This window comes from Bacillus sp. LH1, assembly GCF_057924895.1.
In genome coordinates this window covers 2,066,153-2,087,288 of sequence record NZ_CM175007.1, presented here as the reverse complement: position 1 = coordinate 2,087,288, position 21,136 = coordinate 2,066,153, and the positions used below count along the sequence as shown (strand labels likewise).

25 protein-coding genes are annotated in these 21,136 nt (G+C 33.9%); 5 read left to right on the top strand and 20 right to left on the bottom strand.

The window, feature by feature from the left end; translation table 11 throughout:
* Positions 1-93 precede the first annotated feature (93 nt).
* Positions 94-2,040, top strand: a complete 1,947-nt coding sequence (locus ACX9TM_RS11010) for an ABC1 kinase family protein (protein ID WP_000466006.1) — start codon at positions 94-96, stop codon at positions 2,038-2,040.
* A gap of 103 nt (positions 2,041-2,143) precedes the next feature.
* On the opposite strand, the gene ACX9TM_RS11005 is transcribed toward ACX9TM_RS11010, so the two are convergent.
* Both ACX9TM_RS11005 and ACX9TM_RS11000 read right to left on the bottom strand, forming a co-directional pair.
* Positions 2,144-2,824: a DUF3600 domain-containing protein gene (locus ACX9TM_RS11005; RefSeq protein ID WP_000050701.1), complete on the bottom strand. Its 681-nt coding sequence runs from the start codon at positions 2,822-2,824 to the stop codon at positions 2,144-2,146.
* A complete protein-coding gene (locus ACX9TM_RS11000; RefSeq protein WP_000642662.1) occupies positions 2,821-3,399 on the bottom strand; it encodes a sigma-70 family RNA polymerase sigma factor in 579 nt (192 codons plus the stop codon). Before ACX9TM_RS11000 ends, ACX9TM_RS11005 begins: the two co-directional genes overlap by 4 nt.
* Positions 3,400-3,607: 208 nt before the next feature.
* Here ACX9TM_RS11000 and ACX9TM_RS10995 point away from each other — a divergent pair, with 208 nt between their 5' ends.
* Both ACX9TM_RS10995 and ACX9TM_RS10990 read left to right on the top strand, forming a co-directional pair.
* The gene (locus ACX9TM_RS10995) at positions 3,608-4,594 is read left to right on the top strand and encodes a quinone oxidoreductase family protein (protein ID WP_000644629.1); all 987 of its coding nucleotides are present in this window, start codon (positions 3,608-3,610) and stop codon (positions 4,592-4,594) included.
* A 29-nt stretch (positions 4,595-4,623) separates the two neighbouring features.
* Positions 4,624-5,262, top strand: coding sequence for a hydrolase (locus ACX9TM_RS10990; protein ID WP_065211624.1), 639 nt, complete (start codon positions 4,624-4,626; stop codon positions 5,260-5,262).
* A gap of 45 nt (positions 5,263-5,307) precedes the next feature.
* Here the strand turns inward: ACX9TM_RS10990 and ACX9TM_RS10985 are convergent, their stop codons facing one another.
* The 6 genes from ACX9TM_RS10985 to ACX9TM_RS10960 all read right to left on the bottom strand — a co-directional run bounded on the left by ACX9TM_RS10985 (position 5,308) and on the right by ACX9TM_RS10960 (position 11,045).
* A complete protein-coding gene (locus ACX9TM_RS10985) occupies positions 5,308-5,691 on the bottom strand; it encodes a VOC family protein (RefSeq protein WP_072770259.1) in 384 nt (127 codons plus the stop codon).
* Between the two features lie 55 nt (positions 5,692-5,746).
* The gene (locus tag ACX9TM_RS10980; RefSeq protein ID WP_000375204.1) at positions 5,747-6,556 is read right to left on the bottom strand and encodes a sugar phosphate isomerase/epimerase family protein; all 810 of its coding nucleotides are present in this window, start codon (positions 6,554-6,556) and stop codon (positions 5,747-5,749) included.
* Positions 6,557-6,774: 218 nt separating this feature from the next.
* Positions 6,775-7,944: a DEAD/DEAH box helicase gene (locus ACX9TM_RS10975; protein ID WP_072770258.1), complete on the bottom strand. Its 1,170-nt coding sequence runs from the start codon at positions 7,942-7,944 to the stop codon at positions 6,775-6,777.
* A 19-nt stretch (positions 7,945-7,963) separates the two neighbouring features.
* The gene (locus ACX9TM_RS10970) at positions 7,964-8,491 is read right to left on the bottom strand and encodes a hypothetical protein (RefSeq protein ID WP_000460219.1); all 528 of its coding nucleotides are present in this window, start codon (positions 8,489-8,491) and stop codon (positions 7,964-7,966) included.
* Positions 8,492-8,581: 90 nt separating this feature from the next.
* Positions 8,582-10,270, bottom strand: coding sequence for a formate--tetrahydrofolate ligase (locus ACX9TM_RS10965; protein ID WP_013141915.1), 1,689 nt, complete (start codon positions 10,268-10,270; stop codon positions 8,582-8,584).
* A 94-nt stretch (positions 10,271-10,364) separates the two neighbouring features.
* Entirely contained in the window at positions 10,365-11,045 is a 681-nt protein-coding gene (locus tag ACX9TM_RS10960; RefSeq protein WP_000160043.1) for a class I SAM-dependent methyltransferase, read from the bottom strand.
* 205 nt (positions 11,046-11,250) lie between these two features.
* On the opposite strand from ACX9TM_RS10960, the gene ACX9TM_RS10955 reads away from it, so the two are divergent.
* Complete coding sequence (locus tag ACX9TM_RS10955) at positions 11,251-11,589, top strand: hypothetical protein (RefSeq protein ID WP_001253201.1); 339 nt, start codon at positions 11,251-11,253, stop codon at positions 11,587-11,589.
* Between the two features lie 29 nt (positions 11,590-11,618).
* Here ACX9TM_RS10955 and ACX9TM_RS10950 read toward each other — a convergent pair whose 3' ends face one another.
* From ACX9TM_RS10950 to ytfJ, 4 genes are all read right to left on the bottom strand, one after another.
* Complete coding sequence (locus ACX9TM_RS10950; RefSeq protein ID WP_000798747.1) at positions 11,619-11,831, bottom strand: hypothetical protein; 213 nt, start codon at positions 11,829-11,831, stop codon at positions 11,619-11,621.
* A 69-nt stretch (positions 11,832-11,900) separates the two neighbouring features.
* Positions 11,901-12,221, bottom strand: a complete 321-nt coding sequence (locus tag ACX9TM_RS10945) for a hypothetical protein (RefSeq protein WP_000761174.1) — start codon at positions 12,219-12,221, stop codon at positions 11,901-11,903.
* A 51-nt stretch (positions 12,222-12,272) separates the two neighbouring features.
* Positions 12,273-13,049 carry an oxalate:formate antiporter gene (locus ACX9TM_RS10940; RefSeq protein WP_000014087.1) on the bottom strand — a complete coding sequence of 259 codons (777 nt, stop codon included), beginning with the start codon at positions 13,047-13,049 and terminating at the stop codon, positions 12,273-12,275.
* Positions 13,050-13,209: 160 nt separating this feature from the next.
* Complete coding sequence (ytfJ, locus tag ACX9TM_RS10935) at positions 13,210-13,635, bottom strand: GerW family sporulation protein (RefSeq protein ID WP_000349991.1); 426 nt, start codon at positions 13,633-13,635, stop codon at positions 13,210-13,212.
* A gap of 132 nt (positions 13,636-13,767) precedes the next feature.
* Here ytfJ and ACX9TM_RS10930 point away from each other — a divergent pair, with 132 nt between their 5' ends.
* Entirely contained in the window at positions 13,768-14,553 is a 786-nt protein-coding gene (locus ACX9TM_RS10930; RefSeq protein WP_065382258.1) for a GNAT family N-acetyltransferase, read from the top strand.
* A 293-nt stretch (positions 14,554-14,846) separates the two neighbouring features.
* Here ACX9TM_RS10930 and ACX9TM_RS10925 read toward each other — a convergent pair whose 3' ends face one another.
* From ACX9TM_RS10925 to ACX9TM_RS10890, 8 genes are all read right to left on the bottom strand, one after another.
* A complete protein-coding gene (locus ACX9TM_RS10925; protein ID WP_065382259.1) occupies positions 14,847-15,644 on the bottom strand; it encodes a DUF3952 domain-containing protein in 798 nt (265 codons plus the stop codon).
* A gap of 152 nt (positions 15,645-15,796) precedes the next feature.
* Positions 15,797-16,573, bottom strand: coding sequence for a hypothetical protein (locus tag ACX9TM_RS10920; protein WP_063220161.1), 777 nt, complete (start codon positions 16,571-16,573; stop codon positions 15,797-15,799).
* Positions 16,574-16,635: 62 nt separating this feature from the next.
* Complete coding sequence (locus ACX9TM_RS10915) at positions 16,636-17,406, bottom strand: hypothetical protein (RefSeq protein WP_000267165.1); 771 nt, start codon at positions 17,404-17,406, stop codon at positions 16,636-16,638.
* Positions 17,407-17,468: 62 nt separating this feature from the next.
* Entirely contained in the window at positions 17,469-18,227 is a 759-nt protein-coding gene (locus tag ACX9TM_RS10910) for a hypothetical protein (RefSeq protein WP_063220160.1), read from the bottom strand.
* 62 nt (positions 18,228-18,289) lie between these two features.
* A complete protein-coding gene (locus tag ACX9TM_RS10905) occupies positions 18,290-19,051 on the bottom strand; it encodes a hypothetical protein (RefSeq protein WP_000267152.1) in 762 nt (253 codons plus the stop codon).
* A gap of 206 nt (positions 19,052-19,257) precedes the next feature.
* A complete protein-coding gene (locus ACX9TM_RS10900; RefSeq protein WP_229163603.1) occupies positions 19,258-19,305 on the bottom strand; it encodes a hypothetical protein in 48 nt (15 codons plus the stop codon).
* A 147-nt stretch (positions 19,306-19,452) separates the two neighbouring features.
* A complete protein-coding gene (locus ACX9TM_RS10895; RefSeq protein ID WP_063220159.1) occupies positions 19,453-20,268 on the bottom strand; it encodes a DUF3952 domain-containing protein in 816 nt (271 codons plus the stop codon).
* Positions 20,269-20,301: 33 nt separating this feature from the next.
* Positions 20,302-21,105: a DUF3952 domain-containing protein gene (locus tag ACX9TM_RS10890; protein WP_063220158.1), complete on the bottom strand. Its 804-nt coding sequence runs from the start codon at positions 21,103-21,105 to the stop codon at positions 20,302-20,304.
* Positions 21,106-21,136: the final 31 nt, after the last annotated feature.

Sequence of the window (21,136 nt, the reverse complement as noted above, 5' to 3'; positions counted from 1 at the left end):
GCAAGTCAAGGATTGTACTGCCTTGGCTTGTTTTTAGAATACTTATATTCCTGTATAATACAGTTATCGAATAAATTTCGGAGGAATGATACAATGTTTTTTCAATTTTTTCTACTAGCAGTCATTATGTCTTTTATTAGTGGTAGACTCATTGGTACAAAACTAAATCTTTTCAAACAAGCAAGTGCAGCCACTGTAGGTGTTTCACTTACGTCTGCTCTGTATTGGTTTTTATATTTACGTTATCAAGATGAATCGGTTGTCGGTGTTGATAGATATTTTTGGCTAGGAAGCTCATTAATTGTATCGATGCTTTGTTACCTAGTTTTTGAATTATTTGATCCTATTAGACGTGGCGAAATGGATGACGTAGTAACGGAAAGCCGAAATCCTATTTCAAAATTCTTCGCTAAGATTGGTAGACAAAAAAGATATATGCGCGTCTCTTCTATTGCAATAAAACACGGAATGGGAAAATATTTAGCTTTAAAGCGCTCACCAGAAGCAGATCGTAAGCTCGCCACTTCACTTCGAAATACACTAGAAGAATGCGGTGGTGTATTTATTAAATTCGGACAAGTTTTATCAACTCGCTCTGATTTATTACCACCTGTTTTTATTCACGAGTTATCAAACCTTCAGGAAAATGTAACACGTTTATCACAAAAACAAGTTGAAGAAATATTGAAAAAGGAACTACATACACCAAAAGATGAAATCTTCAGCTCCTTTGAAATGGAACCGTTAGCTGCCGCCTCTATTGGCCAAGTACATAAAGCAAAGTTGAAAGAAAACGACCAGGATGTCGTCGTTAAACTACTACGTCCTAATATTTCTGAGACAATTAAACGTGACTTAGATATTTTAATTCACTTTTCTTTATGGATTTCCAACAAATCAACTTGGGCTAAAAATATCGGCTTTCTTGATTTAGCACATGGCTTCTCTATCGCAATGAAAGAAGAAATTGATTTCAAAATTGAGGCTCGTAACTTCGAACAAGTGTCTGATTCACTAAAAAATAGTGAAACGAAAGTAAAAATACCGAAAGTATATAAAAAATACAGTAATTCAAAAATACTTGTGCTTGAATTTTTAGATGGAGTAAGTGTTAAAAGTGGGTCAGCATTATTAAATGAATTACAAATTGATACGAAAAAAGTACAACGGCAACTCTTTGATTGTATTTTAGAGCAAATTTTCTTTAAAGGTATTTTCCATGCAGACCCTCATCCAGGTAATGTGTATATTCTTCGTGATGGCACTCCTGCATTACTTGATTTCGGTTCTGTCGGAAGATTAGGAACCCTACAACAAGATGCATTCAAGCGGCTACTTATTGGCTTTGAGCGCAAAAATTCATATGTCTTGCTTGATGGACTGCTTCAATTAGTTGAAAAGAAACCAAATGTTGATAAAGAAGGATTAGAACAATCTATCAGCCAATTATTAATCCAAAGTACGTACGGCTCTACAAACGGTTCTGAAGAATTTATTCAAGGGTTGTTTCAAATAATCGCTGAGTTTGAATTAGCGTTTTATCCAATGGTTGCAGGGGCTTTCCGCTCTCTAATTACGCTAGAAGGAACGATGCTGCAACTAAATCCCGAATTCAATTTAATGGACGAAGCGAAACGCTTTGCGAAAGATCATGCAGCTAGTTTCATGCCAGTTAACAATTATTCTAGTTTAAAAGAAGCTGCAACAAACGAATTACTCGCTATGTTACCTGCCATGCGACGCATTCCTAGAAAACTAGATGATTTAAGTTCAAAACTAGAAAACGGAGAACTATCCGTTAAGGTTGGCTTTTTCTCTGACGAAACAAATGCATCGTTTATTACTACATTTATCTCACAATTCCTCATTGCGTTTATTGGAACTGCATTTGGTGGGATTTCGGTAGGCGTATTGCATTTAGCAAACAGTGCGACAGAGCCAAATGATCAATTTTTAAGTGTCGTTGGTTACGGTGGTTTATTTATAAGTGCGATATTACTTGTAAGAGTCGCTATTCATGCGGTAAGAAAATTTAAGTAATAATAAAATGAGTATACAATCACGTAGATTGTATACTCATTTTTTATTGTTTACATAATCAATATGTAATAGTTAAACGAAAGAAAGCTTTGAGCTTTTCTACTTATCGCACCTTTTCATCTACATACTCCATAAACTGCTCCGCTTTAATAAATCTTTCTTTGTACGCCTCAGGTACTTCTTCTATTTTTATTGCACCAGTTGATTTTGTCTTCACTCGTACTATTTCATGTGTCATTAAAGCTTCCATATAGCGATCAAACTCTTCTTGCGTTAATACTTCTTTACTAGATTTATGACCATTTAATTTATCAAAGTATGGTTGAAGGCCCATACTTACCTTTTTCATTTCTTCTCTTTTTGCTGGTGATAATCCATCATAATCTATATTACCATTCGAATCTCCGTACGCAAGCTTTGCATTTGTTAATTTTTTTAGTTCTTTTGTAAACTCCTCATATTCCTTCGTGTCCATTTCATCTTTCGCTTCTGATAACTTTGCATTAAAACGCATATACGCTTCTAACGTCATCGCTCCGGCGTGTTTTTTTAAATTCTCAAAAGATCCGTATATACCATCCGCCATAATAGATTGATATGTAAAACCGGTCGTAGGGATTAAAAATGCTGCTGCAAGCACTCCGGCGATAAGACGTTTCTTCACCTTATTTCCCCCGCGATTCATTTTGATTTGAACAATTACTTTTTCTTTTAACTCCGGCGGGGCAACAATCCCCTTCGCTTCTTCTCGTATAGATTCTCTAACTCTACAATCTAAACTCATTTCACATTCCCTACCTCTCCTAAAAAGATTTCTTCTACTTGCTCTTTTTGACGTAGTTTCTTTAATGCCGCATGAATTCTAGACTTCACTGTACCAATTGGAATATGTAATATTTGTGCTACTTCTTCTTGTGAATATTCGTGTAAGTATCTTAAGATAATAACTTGTTTCAATTTATACGGTAATTTATGAATGAGTTCGATTAGTTTTTGGTTTGATATTTTACTTACAACATCGTTAGAAAAATCAATTTGCACTGGCTTTCTTTGCTCTTCTGCTTTTTTTATAATTCGTAGTCGCATCCACCTCTTTCTTCTATAAGAATGAATTTGTTTAATCGCAAGCCCAATTAGCCAAGGGCGAAATGGCTTCTCGCTATCATATTTACGAAGCGATTCATATAGCTGTATGTATACTTCTTGAACGACATCATCTACATCCGTTTTATCTTCAATTAAAAAATGTGCTGTTTTATATACTTCTTGAATCGTTACATCATACAATTCGCTATACGCTTCTTTATTTCCTGATAAAGTTAATCGAATTAAATGTGCGTAATCTATTTCAGCCTTCATATTCCAGCCCTCCTTTGTCTTACACTATATATTGGCAAGTAATTCATATTTCGTTCGATTTTTCCGAAAAAATTTTTTATATAAATTAATATTATGATCCGATGAGTTCATAAGCTTCACTTATAACCACGCATAACTATTATATAATTTTCCAATTTCTGATAAAGATTTAAAATGATTTATATAGTCAAATTTAGGAGGATATATGATGAAAGCTATCGTTGTAACGTCGTTCGGTGGTCCTGAAGTGATGAAATATACAGATTTGGATATACCGGCTATTTCAGAAGATCAAGTTTTAATTCGCGTTGTTGCTACTAGTGTAAATTTCGCTGATATTAAATCACGTTATGGCAAAAAAGGAGATAAAGCACTACCTTTTATTCCAGGAATAGATGCAACTGGTATTGTAGAACGCGTCGGTTCTCATGTGAAAAATATTCAACCTGGACAGCGTGTCATTGCTTTTCCTCAAAATGGATCTTACGCAGAGTACGTTGTTTCAAATGAAAATCTCACTTTCGTTTTACCCCATGAAGTCGACTTTCAAACTGCAGCTGCTTGTCCGATCGTATCTTTCACAAGCTATAATTTACTCGTGAATGTTGCAAGGCTTCAACAAAATGAATCCGTGCTGATTCATGCAGCTGCTGGCGGAATTGGTACTACCGCGATTCAACTTGCAAAACGATTAGGGGCTGGAACAGTTATCGGTACTGTCGGAAGTGAAACGAAAAAAGAAATCGTTTTAGATGCTGGAGCTGATTATGTAATTTGTCATCAAACTGAAGATTTTGTAGAGAAAGTCAATGAGCTGACAAACGGAGAAGGAGTGAATATTATTTTGGACTCTATTTCTGGAACTGTTTCTGAAAGAAGTTTAAACTGCCTTGCTTATTACGGTCGCCTCGTTCATTTCGGTAATGCTAGCGGTGAAATTGGTAACTTTCAAACGAAAGATTTACATGCAAGTTGCCGCTCTATACTCGGTTTTAGCTTTGGAACCACACGAAAAAAGCGTCCTGAACTGCTCCAAGAAACTGCAAATGAAGTTTTCCGTTATTTGCGTGACGGACGTTTACAAATTAAGGCTACGAAATCTTTTCCACTTCAAGATGCAGGGAAAGCACATGAATGGGTCGAAAGTAGAAAAAGTACAGGGAAAGTAATACTAACTGTTCAGTCCTCTTCCTGAAATGAATACTGGAAACAGAGGTGGCATTCATGGGATCACGAATTATGCATGTTATTATCGCTAACGGTATTGCTGAGAAACTATCTATTCACGATAAGACTTCTTTCTTACTTGGAGCTGTAGCCCCTGATGCTGTTCATTCAAAAAAAGAAAAAGGAACCTCACATTTTTATGCCGGTACAACGAAGAACTATACGAGAAGAATAGATTATGATTCATTTTTTCATAAATATGAATCACATATAGATTCCCCATTTGTTTTAGGCTATTATACCCATCTCATTGCCGATGATAATTGGCTAAGTGGATTTTTTCTACCTTGGCTAAAAAATAGAATAGAGAATGACGAAACTATCGCACCCCTGTACTATAACGATTTTAAATTGTTAAATGCAAAGTTGCTTCATCATTACGATCAAGAACAACAGCTTTTCTCTCTTCTCAATCAAGAGGCTCACATTGTGGATATTGAAGAGGTTTCTAAAGAAAACGTTTTAGCTTTTCGAAAGTATCTTTTTGAAGATATGTTGTATCCAAAGCAACATTTGCATGAAGACTTACAAGTATTTACGTTTGACCAAATCGTTGGCTATATTGAGACAGCGATTGAAAAAGGAGTATTTTTTATTAAACAACTCTCTAATGAAAAATCCACTTCAAAAATTTAATCCCCCTCAAATATATTTGAGGGGGATTTTCACATAGCAATATTATTATTGGTTCTTCTCCATAACCGCAAAATAATTCCCTTCGCTATCAGCAAAGTTAAACACTTTACCAGAAGGCATAGTTACCATTTCTCCAACAGTAATATTTTTATTTGTTAAATCTGTATATAATTGATCAAGATTTTCTGAGAAGAACATTAAGGACGGTGTACCAAGATTCAATTCTGGGCTCATTTTAGAAATAACTTCTTTATTATGTAATATAATGCTCGTTTCTGCACCGTTAGTCGGAGCAATTTCAATCCATCTCATTCCTTGCTTGTTATCTTCCTCTGCTACTACATGAAACCCTACCTTTTCCGTCCAAAAATTTACTGCCTCATCTTGATTATTTACATATAACATAATTTGTCCTACTTTATGGATCATTACATTTCCCCCTAATGGTTTTTATATTCTATGTAGCTTTCTACAAATACTATCGTTATTCCTTTTGAGTTGGTATGTACTTCTTTGCAAAATTTATCGACTGACTCATCCCATCCAGTTCATCAAAATAATCATTTCTTTCAATCATGTTATATCCGTCGAATCCAATTTTATCTAATACTTTGAAGAATATATCGAAATCTACTTCACCATTCCCTGCTGCGACTTCAATATACTTACTTGAACTATCGCTTTTCACCTTTGTACAATCTTTAATATGAGTTTGTACTATATAATCTTTTAGTAGTAACAAACCTTCTCCCGGATTTTCATTTACATCACTTATTAAATTTGCTGGGTCAAAGTTAACAGCTAGTCCTTTCGAGTTTGCAGTTTCTAAAAATCGTTTTAATACTATTGCTTTTTCAGATCCCGTCTCAATGGCGAAGAATCCTCCAAATCTGAACGCTAAGTCCCCTATTTCATTACAAACACGTAGCATTTTATCATAGTAGGCACTTTTTTCATCATCTGGAACTTTTCCCATATGAGCTGTTATGATCTTTGCCCCAAGCCCCAAACCTCTGTCAGTAATATATTTAAACTGATCTATTGCACTCTCAGCTTCTATTCCCATAATTCCATTTTCTCCAAAACTAATTGCTAATGATGGAATCTTTATTCCATTAAAAGATAAGCTTTTCTTTAAAGCATTCCATTCTACCATTGAGATATTAGCTAAGTTAAAGTTTTTATTCATAGCATATAATTGAATATATTCTAAATCCCATTCCCTTGCTTTTTGTATTCCTTCGTTTACTTCAATATGTTTCGTATTTAAAAACATTCCTAATTTCCTATCCATATGTGTACCTTCTTTTTATTATTTCGTGTCAGTTTAATATTCGACTTTTTTTATATTATTTCCTCGTATAAACCAAATAAATAAACTACCCTTTTTTCGATACTCCCAGTAGAAGCATATATATGATAGGCACATTAAAAACACTAATACAATTCCCATTATCGCTTGTTTACAAACAAAAAAGACGTAACTACAAATAGTTACGCCTTCCCTATCATTTATCTAGGCTTTTTCTTCCCAGTAAATGCTGGTTTCTTTTTCTTTGGTGCTTTCGGTTTCGTTTCTACAAATGATCCCTTGAACATTTCTTGCTTCGTAAATACGATGCCTAGTTTTTTCGCAAATTGTAGTAATTTACGCTCTTCTTGTGGTGTTACAAGAGACACGACAGTTCCTTCTTTACCCATACGTCCAGTACGTCCTGAGCGGTGAATATATTGGTCTACTGTGTCTGGTAACTCTAAATGAATTACGTGTGTTAAATCGTCAATATCGATACCGCGTGCTGCAATATCAGTAGCAAGTAGAATTTCTAATTTCCCTCCGCGGAAAGCACGCATTGTCGCTTCACGCTCTTGTTTACTTGCTTCTGCATGAAGAGCCGCTGCTTTCATTTTACGGAATTTCAATTTCTCAGTAATTTCATCTAAACGGAATGGGTCGTTTAAGAACGCAACTGCTTTTACATCGCCCATATGCATAATTCTTCTTACGTAATCATTTTTTTCGCGTCGCTCACAAATGATATACGTATGCTCAACTAAGCTTTTTGATTCTGCACGTGTTACACGTACTAATTGTGGTTCCACTGCTAAATCACGTGCCGCATCTTCTGCCGCTTTTGTCATTGTCGCCGAGAAGAATACTAATTGACGATCGCGCATCGTTGATTTAATTACATCTTGCACTGCGCCCATCATTTTTTGCTTTACAATTTGATCAAACTCATCAAATACAATTGTTTTTACTTCATGCATTTTTAGCTTTTTCATACGAATTAATTCTAAAATACGGCCTGGTGAACCGACAATTACTCTTGGGTGTTTCTTTAATTTTTCAACTTGGCGCTTAATATCTGCACCACCAATTAAAGATGCACCTGAAATTTCAGTTCCTGCTGTAAACTTTTGAACCTCTTCATGAATTTGCATTACAAGTTCACGTGTTGGCGCTAAAAAAACAACTTGTGGCTGTTTTACTTCAGGATTAATTTTATGTAAAAGGGGTAATAAGTACGCTAATGTTTTTCCTGTTCCAGTTGGAGATTCAGCTATAACGTCTTGTCCTTCTAAAATAGTTGGAATCGCTTGTTTTTGAATTTCAGTTAACTCTTTAAAACCAGCCTTCTCCCAAGCTTGTTGTAAAAATGGTTGCATATCTTTTATCATTTGTTTTTCTCCTTTATCTCTATTTTTGAAGAAAATGCTGTATTGTTCGCACCGTTTCTATCATGTGTGAAATAACAGCTATTAAATCATCAACATGGTCTTCTGTAATCGCTTTTTGAAATAGAACCTCTACCTTATTATGATATGAAATCGCTTGCTTATTATATTCGTATGAAACTTTCTGCATAATCATTCTTTCTTTTCCCCATATAGAACGCATTAATGTTTCAATTTCTTCGCATTTTACTTCTGGTTGTTCTAACGGGAATGAAAATGCTAGCTTCATCTCACAACCTGGTGTAAACTGAGGCACTTCTAGTATTTCACCAGACAAGTTCTTTGCATCCACAGATAATGAAAATGTTGCTTCTACTAATGGTTCAAACGGTTCTGTTAATTGAAATGAGATATGATATATGCGACTTAATGAAGCAAGATCCATCATATCTTTTCGATCTGTTACAAGAATATCTCCATGTAGATCAAAATCATACACAGCACCTTCTACGATTACTTTTAAATTGTCAAAAGCAGTTGGATCAAACATAATTTCCTCCAAAAAACAGGCGCCTTTCGATGGAAAGGCGCCACTTGATGTATATATAGTTTACAGATAAACGAGATGAATTACAACCTTTTAGAATAAACCTACTGCTTTTCCATCTTCATTTACATCCATTTGAAGTGCTGCTGGCTGTTTTGGAAGACCTGGCATTGTTAACATTGTACCTGTTAACGCAACGATAAAGCCTGCACCGATAGATGGTTTTAGCTCACGAATTGTAACGATAAAGTCAGATGGACGACCTAATTTTGTTGCATCGTCAGAAAGAGAGTATTGTGTTTTCGCCATACAAACTGGTAGATTACTCCAACCTTCTCCTTCATATTGAGCTAATTGCTTACGTGCTTTCGGAGCAAATTCAATATCTTTTGCGCCATATACTTTTTGAGCAATTGTACGAATTTTTTCTTCTAATGGTAATTCTAATTCATAAAGTGGTGCGTAGTTGTTTTCACCTTTTTCGATTTCTTTTAGTACTTTTTCAGCAAGGTCAACTCCGCCTTGGCCACCTTTCTCCCAAACTTCTGTTAAGGATACTGCATAGCCACGCTCATTACACCACTCTTGTAAGTATGTAACTTCTGCATCTGTATCTGTAATGAATTTATTAATTGCAATTACGAAAGGCACACCGAAGCTTTGAATTGTTTCAACATGCTTCTGTAAGTTTTCCATACCTTTTGCTAATGCATCTACATTTTCTTCTTTTAATTGATCTTTTGCAACGCCGCCATGCATTTTAAGCGCACGAATCGTCGCAACAATAACAACTGCTTCTGGTTTAATGCCAGCTGCACGAGCTTTAATATCTAAAAACTTCTCAGCGCCTAAATCAGCACCGAATCCAGCCTCTGTAATAACATAATCACCTAATTTTGCTGCCATTGTTGTAGCGATAACACTGTTACAACCGTGAGCGATATTCGCAAATGGTCCGCCATGAATGATAGCTGGTGTATTTTCTAACGTTTGTACTAAGTTCGGCTTTAATGCGTCTTTTAATAATAGTGTTAACGCACCTTCTACACCTAAATCTTTAACCGTTACAGGTTGATTTGCAAAGTTATAAGCAACTACGATGCGAGATAGACGCGCTTTTAAGTCTTGAATATCTGTTGCAAGGCAGAACACGGCCATAATTTCAGATGCTACTGTAATGTCAAAACCGTCTTCACGTGGTACACCTTGTACAGGTCCACCCAGACCAATTACTACGTTACGAAGGGCACGATCATTTAAGTCAACACAGCGTTTCCAAACAATTTTACGCGTATCAATTCCAAGTGTGTTTCCTTGTTGGATATGATTATCAATAAACGCTGCTAATGCGTTATTGGCAGTTGTGATCGCATGGATATCTCCAGTAAAGTGAAGGTTAATGTCTTCCATTGGTACGACTTGTGAAAAACCGCCACCTGCTGCTCCACCTTTTAATCCCATCGTCGGTCCAAGAGATGGTTCACGAAGTGCAATTACTGTTTTCTTACCAATTTTGTTAAAAGCTTGACCTAAACCAACTGTTACTGTTGATTTACCTTCTCCAGCTGGAGTTGGGTTAATCGCTGTTACTAAAACAACTTTACCGTCTTCCTCATCTTGTAAGCGCTTAAAAATATCAAGAGATAACTTACCTTTATAATGCCCGTATGGCTCTAATTCATCTTCTAAAATATTTAAATCAGCTGCAATTTCTTGAATCTTCTTCATACTCGCTTCTTGTGCGATTTCAATATCGGATTTCACTGTTGTAGTAGTTGTCATATACCCTAGTCCCCCTTTAATTGGTTCTGATGATATTGTATCAGTTTTTTGTATTTTCTGCACTTATTTACCTCCTAAAAATTCTTTCATTTCTTTATACGTTTTTTAACATAAATACCCATAAGAATGTTAACGATTGTTGTAACTCTGTAGGTAGTTGACCTAACATCTTCTCATTTACTCCGCGCTTATATACGCCGATGCCATCTATAACTTTAAAACCTTGTTCTTTCGCTAACTGTTCAAATTCCCAAGGCATCATCGTATTACAAACAACGTCTTTTCCATACAAGCGAGGATAACTGTTCTCTCGTGGCTTTGCTGTCGGCCCTAAAATTGCAATACATGCATATCCATCTTTCTTTAACACACGCTTTATTTCATTTAACGCTCGTAATGGCTCTTCCGTCCATTCTAAAGAATTAATTGCCATAATTGATTCAAATTGCTCATTTTCAAATGGTAATGCAGAAAGATCTCCTTTTATAAAAGATAAATTTGGTCCTTCTCCGCGCTCCTTACCTTTTTGAATCATCACTTCCGATAAATCTACTCCCACTGCTTTATAGCCTGCGCGACTTAATTTATATGTACCGTACCCATCACCACAACCAACATCGAGCACTTGTGCTTCTTTCTTCACGTATTGTTCAAAAAACGGAATAATTGTACTTCTGCTACCACTGTCCCACATCTCTTGACTATTTTGATTCCAAAACTCTGCGCTACTATCCCATTTCTTTTCTGCTGATTCATGCCAATTAAATTTCGTCATACATTCCCCTACCTTCACGCTTTATCACTCATTTCATTCTACGTCATTTTCCAAAATTCCTGTTTTATCTTCATAAGGAGATATACATGCTAATGAAGGAATCTTTATTCTCCAATTTTTGCTTTACTTGGGTTTAACTCATACTCATGTTCTTCTCTTTATGAAAGATACTATAGGTACACCCAATTGAAAGAGAGGGATGTACATGCGAAGAAAGAGAAATCATCATTTTAAAAGTGGTGAAAAAAACGAAGAGTATGCAGCTGAAATATCACCAGCTGGCATTCCAATTAGACATAAGCGTAAAGAAATTGCAAATGAAATAGAAGGTACAAATACCGGTGCAATGGTAGGCTATGTCGCTTTATTTCTTTCGTTATTCTCCATTGCTTTTTATCCAGTTACGCTCGGCTCCCTAGCAATTTTAGTTGGTCTATTAGCTGTCAATTTCGGAGCAAGAACACTTGGATATACAGCAATTGGTTTTGGTAGTTTTTCTGTTTTATTTACTTTACTTTATCCGCTTGCTTTGTCAGCGTTTTAAAAAAACACACCAAGTTATGCTTGGTGTGTTCATTCATGATACAACATAATATGGCCGCATCCACAACAATGTTTCGCTGTAATTTCTTGAAACACTGGATAATTTTCTTCATCTCGATGCTCAATAAATACTTTTTCAAATCGATACATGTTTGGTGCATATGCCCAATCTTGTTTCGTACGTGCATATAACGTTGAGGAAAAAAACTCCTCACCACCGCAAACGATACATGTGTTCTTCATCAATACCCCTCCTATGCTTGTCTTACTTCATCTATATGAACATAAGCATAAAAAAAAGACCTTCTATTACTAGAAAGTCTTCTCTGAAACAAAAAGAAATGTACCAAACATTCCTACTCCGCTATATTCTTTTGAAACACCAGCTTCTGTTTTAAATGTTTGCTTTACAGTCATAAAGAATACACCATTTCGTGCATCTGTACTTTCAAATTGTAGTTTTTCTTTTTTACCATCTACATTTTGCGTGCATTCAAAACTACTCTCATTACAATTCAACGCATACTTATCCTGTACATACACTTTAAAATCTGATTCTTTCGGACAAGTTATAAGTAATATTGCCACGAGAATAATACTTATAATACCCACAATTGTATAATATTTCTTCATTTGTACTCCTTTCAAATGACAAGAAAACTTGACTTCATACGCCAAGTTTTCTTAGTCAACAACCCATTGCCACTCTTGTTCTTTCTTATCAAAAATGAGCCAACCTGTTTCTGTTGCTTCCTCTTTCAATTCATCGATATTATCTAACACCTCATCCGTACTTTCATACGAACCAACTACATATACCGGAATTTCAAGACCTCTTCTTGACTCAATCTTCCCTGCTAGATCTATGTAAAGACCATCTTCCATGAGTGGAATAAGTCCCATAATCAATTCTTTTGAAATCGCTGGGAAAATTTTTGATTTTTGGAAGAAAGAAAAACGTTTCTTACCGAAAGCACCGAGTTTATACGGAATGACTTTACTTAACATTCCTACAAAATCAGCAATTCTACGATAATACACTTTGTTGTACCATCCGTCATCATGTGAAAAATAAACAAATCTATTTTTCAACAGCGGAAAGAATGTTCTTGCAAGTGGTTCTTTTTTGTGAGCCAAATATAATAATTCTGCAATTTCTTTCGGCTCTAATTCATCTAAATCGCTTGCATCATCAAAATCTACCCAACAAAATTCATCAAATTCATCAATCTCTGCTTGAATTAACTTATGTATATTTTCTTCCTCAACATATTCAAATAAAGTATGATAATGAAAATCCGTCCATTCAAAGTTGTGCTTTAAAAGCAACACTTGATGAAGCGGTGAAGGGATGTTACTCGCAAACTCTTTAAACGTAATTCCTGATGTAATAAAACAATGACCTCGACGATTACCATTAATATATATCATATTCTTTACTTGGTCAGATCCTCCAGACAAAGCACCTAGCCACCTTCGTTTTATATGTTTCAATTCTATAGCATATTTTAACATGAAAAATTTTAGAAACATAGAAAAAACTTCAAAAACTATTTACAATTTCATGTGTTTTATTACATAGTGATTACAAGAAAAAACGCCTGCTCATAAGCAGGCGTTTTTAAAGGATTTCATCAGGGTTTTGAGGATGATGATTTCCCTCTTTCTTTTCTTCTTTTTGGAACATCGATTGAATTTTATCAATTGTTTGTGGAGCTAATTCAATCATTTTTTCTGCTAAATGTGTCGCATTTTGTAGATGCAGAATATTTACTCCATCTTTATTCACCACAAGAAATGCTACTGGTGTAATCGAAACACCACCCGCGCTACCGCCACCAAATGCAGGGTTACCGTTCGCTCTTTGTCCATCATTCGTTTGGAAATCAGAACCTCCTGCTCCAAAACCGAACGCTACTTTAGAAACAGTTAACACCACACCACCGTCAGCCGTTTGAACAGGCTCTCCAACAATCGTATTTACATCGACCATTTCTTTTAAATTTTCCATTGCTGCTTTCATTAACCCTTGAATTGGATGATCCACCGTTCATAACCTCCTTTGTCATATCTTTCCTAGTTTTTCCGAAAGTTTGTGAACTAAACATAAAATTTTATATTGATTTCAAAAAACTTAAGTTGTAATATTTAGAAAAATAAAAAAAGAGGTCGATTCGTTATGATGCGAAAATTAACAAAGAAAGATCATGAACAAGTATTCGCTTACCTAAAAGAAGAAGCAGCCCTTAACTTGTTTATTATTGGAGATATTGAAGCTTTCGGTTATGACACAGATTTTCAAGAATTATGGGGAGTATTTAAAGAGAATGGAACATTAAAATCAATTCTACTCCGATTCCACGATTCATTTATACCCTATAGTAAAGAAGAATTTATTACCACTGATTATGAGGCACTTCTTTCCACATATAAGCCGCTTAAACTCTCTGGTAAGTCAACCATTGTAGAAAAGTTTGAAACTGCTCCAAGTCTACAATTAGGCGTCAAAAATGAAATGTATTTTTGTGAATGTCTAAATGACAACAACTTACCTAGCACACCAATTCATGAAACAATTAAACTTGCCTCACTAGATGATATAGAGCGAATTATGAAATTACGAAGTGACATCGCTGAATTTCCGACTACCAATGAATCAGAGAAAATATTAAGGCAGGCTATCGAAACAAATACAGGACGCACATACTATATTGAAAAAGATGGCGTGATCATCGCATCCGCCTCTACTTCCGCTGAAAATTCATTATCCGCTATGGTAGTTGGTGTATGTACACACCCGAATTATCGCGGAAATGGTTACGCTTCACTCATATTACAAAAAATGATCCAAGACTTTACGAAAGAAGACCGAACACTTTGTTTATTTTATAACAATCCAGCTGCTGGACGAATTTATAAACGACTAGGATTTAAAGACATTGGAATGTGGACGATGTATCGATAATAAGAAGTACTCTATAAGAGGAAATAGTTGTAACTTAGCAATAAAAGCAGATTACACAAAAACTTCAAACCGTTGTTATGAAGAAACTACTTGAGGAGCAAGGACTCTAACTAAAAAACGGTATGCATTCAAACTAAATTTAGACACATAAAAGCCCCAATTGTTGCATCTACTCCAGCAATTGGGGCTACCTGTTTATTCTCAAATTCTTTCCGCTACAAATAGAAATATTTATGAAAGATTTATCACACTTATATCACTATTATCTTTACGTGCAAATGCCCTTCTTAATATTACTGCTTCTTATTATACTTTGCTTTAAAATCAATATATTCCTGTCTCGCATCCTGATTATTACCTTGGTGACTATCAAAAGATGTATGTATTTGTGATATATATTCTACTAACTTACCTTCATCATTTCGCTTCTTATAATTTATTACAATACTTACTTCCAATATCTGCTCTGAACCATATTTAGAATCTATATGCAGTACAATCGATCCACCATCATATTCATCATATTGTATTTTCAACTTATCATTAATGATACTCTGAAACTCTAATTCAGTTAATTTGTATCCAACTGTACTAGGTTGATCAAACTTTTTTATATCATCTCCGGGCTTCATCTTTAGTTTCCCTATTCCTTTTAAACGATCAACAATTAAGTTTACGTATGAAACATCCAGATTTGAATCCGGACTTTTCACCTGTCCATTTTTATACATAATATTGGTACGATAAACACCTTCTTTTTTATTATCTTTACTGTCTACTGCTGAAGTAACCGCTTGTGTTGTACTTCCATATAAACTTTTATCTTTCGTATTATATATCCCTTCCGAAGTTTGATAGATTGTTTTTCTATGCTCTCCATCTTCCTTTTGCTCATATGTACTATATATACCTCTTTGTTTCACATACGCATATCCATCATCACTAGCGGACATAACCTTTTTCATGTCACCTTCATCCAAAGCTTTGACAAATGGCTCATACTCTATCTTTTCTTCAAAAAAGCTACATGCTTGTAATAGGCTGATTGCTATTATGATAGGAATCATTTTAGAAACCCTTTTTTTGTTCATTTCATCATCACACTACCCACTCTATATTTTCAATTAGATAACCTACTAATCACTTTTATCACCTTACATAAGTAAATTTTCTTTTCGTAGTTCAAATACTCTCCTATAAATTATTACTTTTTCATCATCAAAACTTACAATACACACTTTCTTTATGCCTTACGTTTCGATTTACTTTTTTTATTTTTCTTTTGATATCTTGGAGTTTCTCTTTTATGTTGCTCCCACGTTTTATTAAATGATGGAAATTTAAATCTGCAATATGCTAATAGCTGAAATTCAGCTGCTCCTATGGCTATCGTATACATTAAAACAGTTCCTATTACATATCCAATAAAAGTGTCAAACGCATAATCATTATGAAAATAAATCAAAATAAGAAGGATTAATGCGTATATTGAAGCCACTTTCATCATAGTTCCTTTTGTTTTACTAAAAAAGGATACGGATCTTTCATCCATACTAAACGCACCTTCACTTGCCAATTTAAATGTATCTATTGTTGTTACAATATGAAAAATTACTGCTCCTAAATATAGCAAACATACATAATTCAATGTACTACGATCCATTGAATTATTAGCTATTTCAGAAACAACTAAAACTGTAAGTAATATAGTAGCCATTTGAAGTGCGTATAATAATACAACAAGTGTTTGTAGCTTTTGAAATTTAAATTGAGCTTTTGGAAATAAATATAGAATGAAAAAAATTACTTGCAGAGCATATAACAACACTTCTAGCTTAACGATTCCTATATTAAGGAGAACCATACAGTACTCCCAACCACCTGATACAATAATAGAAAAAACGGCTATTGAACTATAAAGTATTCCTCCAAACATAAATCCTGTAGCCCCCTCAGGACTTAAACGATCATTACATGTCATCCTAAACTTATATAAATCTTCTTCTTTTATATTCCTCATCCTGGCTCTTCACCTTCTATATGTTTCAATTATTTTGCGCGCACTAAAATTCTATTAATATTTTATTTATTTTTCGTTTTGAATTTCTTATTTCGCTTTCGAATTCTCCCACGCATTCTCTCATTCTCTTCCCATGACATATGAAATGACTTGAATTTAAATCTACAATACATTAATAGCTGAAATTCAGCTGCACCGACAGCAATTGTATACATTAATACAGTACCTACCACATAAAGGACTAAGACATCGAACGCATAATTAGTATGAAAATAAATCAAAACAAGAAGGGTTAGTGTATATAGTGTAGCCCACTTCATCACATTCCCTTTTGTTTTACTAAAAAATGAGGTAGATCTTTCATCCTTACTGAACGCACCTTCACTCGCTTGTTTAAACGTATCGATAGTTGTCACAATGTGAACAATGACTGCTCCTAGGAATAACATACCTACATATATTAATGTAATTCTGTCAATTGAATCCTCAGAAATCCCAGGAAGAATCAACGCTGTGAATGTTATTGTACCTAATTGAAATGCATATAATATTACAACGAGCGTTTGTAACTTTTGAAATTTATAACGTGCTTTTGGAAATGAATATAGAATTAAAAAGATGAATTGTAAGCTATATAAAACAATTTCAATTTTAACAATTGTTTTGTCAAAGAAAGTATTATAATACTCCAAGCCCCCCATAAAAATAAAAAACATAAATACTGAAGTATAAACTATCCCTCCAATAAAGAAAACCATAGCACCCTCAGGGCTTAAACGATCTTTACATGTCATCCTAAACTTATATAAATCTTCTTCTTTTATATTCCACACCCTGACATTTCCCCTTCTATACAGTTTAAATAATTTTCGTGCACTAAAATTCTATTTCACTCTTACTTACTTTTCGTTTTGGATTTTGTATTTCGCTTTCGCATTCTCTCATTCTCTTCCCACGTCATATGAAATGACTTGAATTTGAATCTACAGTACACTAAGAGCTGGAATTCTGCTGCTCCTATTGCTACTGCATACATAACAACATTACACATAACATAACCAAACATTGTGTTTAATGAGTAATTATTATTTATATAAATCAAAACAAGAAGAATTAACACATAAATTACAGCACCTTGTATAACATGTCCCTTTGTTTTACTAAAAAACGAAGCTGATTTGTCTTCACTACTAAATGCACCCTCGCTTGCTTGTTTAAATGTATCAACTGTTGTCACAATATGAACAATAATTCCACCTAATACTAATAGCCCTACATAAACACATGTATTGCGATCAATTGAATGCTCTATCATCCCAGAAAGAACAAATAACATGCATCCGATAGTTCCAAGTTGAAATGCATATAATAATATCACGAGCGTTTGTAATTTTTGAAATTTATAACGAGCTTTAGGGAATAAATATAGTATTAAAAACATTACTTGCAAACCATATAACACTAATTCAATCCTAACAATTACCTTATCAAACAAGGTAGTATAATAATCCATTCCTCCCACAAAAATAATAACCATAAATAATGAAGTATAAAATATCGTTCCGAGCATAAAACCCGCAGCACCTTCAGGACTTAAACGCCCTTGACATGTCATTCGAAACTTATCTAAATCTTCTTCTTTTATATTCCACACCCTGACATTTCACCTTCTATACAGTTTAAATAATTTTCATTCACTTCAATTCTATTTCACTCTTATTTACTTTTCGATTTGGATTTTATATTTCGCTTTCGAATTCTCCCACGCATTCTCTCATTCTCTTCCCATGACATATGAAATGACTTGAATTTAAATCTACAGTACACCAATAGTTGAAATTCTGCCGCTCCGATCGCAACCGCATACATTAAAACAGTTCCTACTCCATACATAACAAAAAAATCAATTGAATAATCATTTTGAAAATACATTAAAATAAGTAGTATTAATATATATATTATAGCCCCCTTTATCATAGCTCCTTTTGTCTTACTAAAAAACGAGGTGGATCTTTCATCACCACTAAATGCACCTTCACTTGCTTGTTTAAATGTATCTAGCGTTGCTGCAATATGGATAATAACTGCTCCTACAACTAGTAGCCCGGTATACATCCTACCAATCGAATTATCAGCCATTTCAGAAATAATTGAAACTACAAATAATATCGTTCCAAGTTGAAACGCATATAGTAATACGATTAGCGTTTGTAACTTTTGAAATGTAAAACATGCTTTCGGAAATAGATATATAATTAAAAATATAATTTGAATACTAAATAACACAATTTCAGTTTTAACAATTGTTCTATCAAAAAAATTGTTGTAGTAATTCAAATCACCTACAAAAATAATAAACATAAATATTGAAATATAAAATATTGTTCCAAGCATAAAACCCGTAGCACCTTCTGGACTTAAACGGCTTCTGCATGTCATCCGAAATGCTTCTAAATCTTCCTCTTTTATATTCCACACCCTGACATTTCCCCTTCTATACAGTTTAAATAATTTTCGTGCACTAAAATTCTATTACATTCTTAATATTTTTAAGTACATAGATCTTTGTACAACTAAATTCAGATAATCTTTTAGGTATATCATTACCATAATCATCTAACCAGAATGCCTTTTGATGGTTCAAGTAGTATTCTTTTTCCTCAAAAGTTCCAAATATTCTTCTTTCAATTAAGTATAACCGTCTTCTTGTCACCTTCATCCAATGCCTTTATTAGACTCTCATACTCTATTTTGATTTACCAAAACTATACGCGCTCAGCAAAACATAACTGTTATCACAGTAACTATTTTTCACTACCCCTTTACTCATATCCTCACAACATTTATCATTCTCAAAATTCAATCAAAATATATTATTTTTAATTTATATACTCTTTTTCATAATTTACATATTCTTTTTTGGAACTTTGATTATTCTCTTCTCTGGTATGATAATATGTTGAAATTTCTTGATTGCGTTTTATAAGCTTATCTTCTTTTCGTTCTTCATAATTTACTGATATTGTTATTTGTATTATTCTCATTTGATCTTCTTTTGTATCATTAGGCGTATTAAATTCGATCATCAATATTGCAGAATCAAATTTATCATATTTTAAATTTAACTTATCATTCATTATGCTTTTAAACTGTAATTCAGTTAAATCATAGCTTATTATGCTCGGTTCACTAGATCTTTTTTTATCTTCACTCGGTTTCAATTTACTAAGTTCATTTAATCCTCTAAACATTAATTTTACATATGAAACATCTATGCCTTGATTCTGGGCTATTGAACGGGATTTTTCATTTTTCAAATTTGTACTATAGACAGTTTCTTTTTTGTAATTTTGATTACTACCAACGTTTTTATCATTTTTTATATCAGTAACAACCTTTTGAGTTGTTTCCCCATATAAGTCGTCTTCTTTCACATTATATACTCCATGGGTTGTTTGATATATTATCCTGCTATGTTCACCATCTTCTTTTTCTTCATAAGTACTTTCGCTAGTCTCTTCTTTCACATATGCATATCCATCATCACTCGCAGACATAACCGTTTTCATATCCCCTTCATCCAATGCCTTTACTAATCTCTCATACTCTATTTTTGTTTCCCCGAAACTGCACGCACTTAGTAAAAACGTTACTGTCATTACAATAACTATTTTTTTAACTAACCTTTTACTCATGCCATAATTACACCTTTCCCCTTATTTTATACATTACTTATTATTCAAATATTGTTTTTCATACTCCTCATATCGGGTTTTAGAAGCTTTATCGTTATCTTCTTTACTATTTAAATAGATTGCCATTTTTTGATCATGCCTTATTAATCGGCCTTCTTTATTCTTTTTTTCATATCCCATTGTGATGCTTATTGTAGTGAATTCCATTGGATTTTCTTTTGAATCTTTCGCCGAACTAAATTCCATTAATAATATTGCTTCATCAAATTTATCGTAGTCCGCCTTTAACTTATCATTAATTATTTCTTGAAATTCCGATTCGGTTAAGTAATATGTTACCTTGGATGACTCACTAAATCTTTTTTTATCTTTTTTGGGTCTTAAACTATCTATTCCCTTTAATCTATTAAATATAAATCGAACATTCGAAACATCCAAATTTTGATCTGGACTTTTTGATTGATTATCTTCATATTTAATACTAGTTCTATATACAATCTCTTCTTTTTTTTGCTCACTATTTAATGAACTAGCAATTTCTTGCAAAGTTGTTCCATAGAACTTTTTTTCTTTAATATTGTATACTCCTCCTGTTGTTTGATATACAACGCTAATGCGATTATCATTTTCCGCCCAAAACGTGCTATCCCTAATCTCTTCTTTTACATAAGCATACCCGCCATCACTCGCAGACATAACCGTCTTCATATCACCTTCATCCAACGCCTTTACTAATCTCTCATACTCTATCTTCGTCTCCCCAAAACCACATCCACTTAATAAATTTGCTATTATTGACAGAACTATCATCATCTTGGCTTTCTTCTTTAACTTCATACTGACACCCCGTTGATTTCTCTAGGCATTT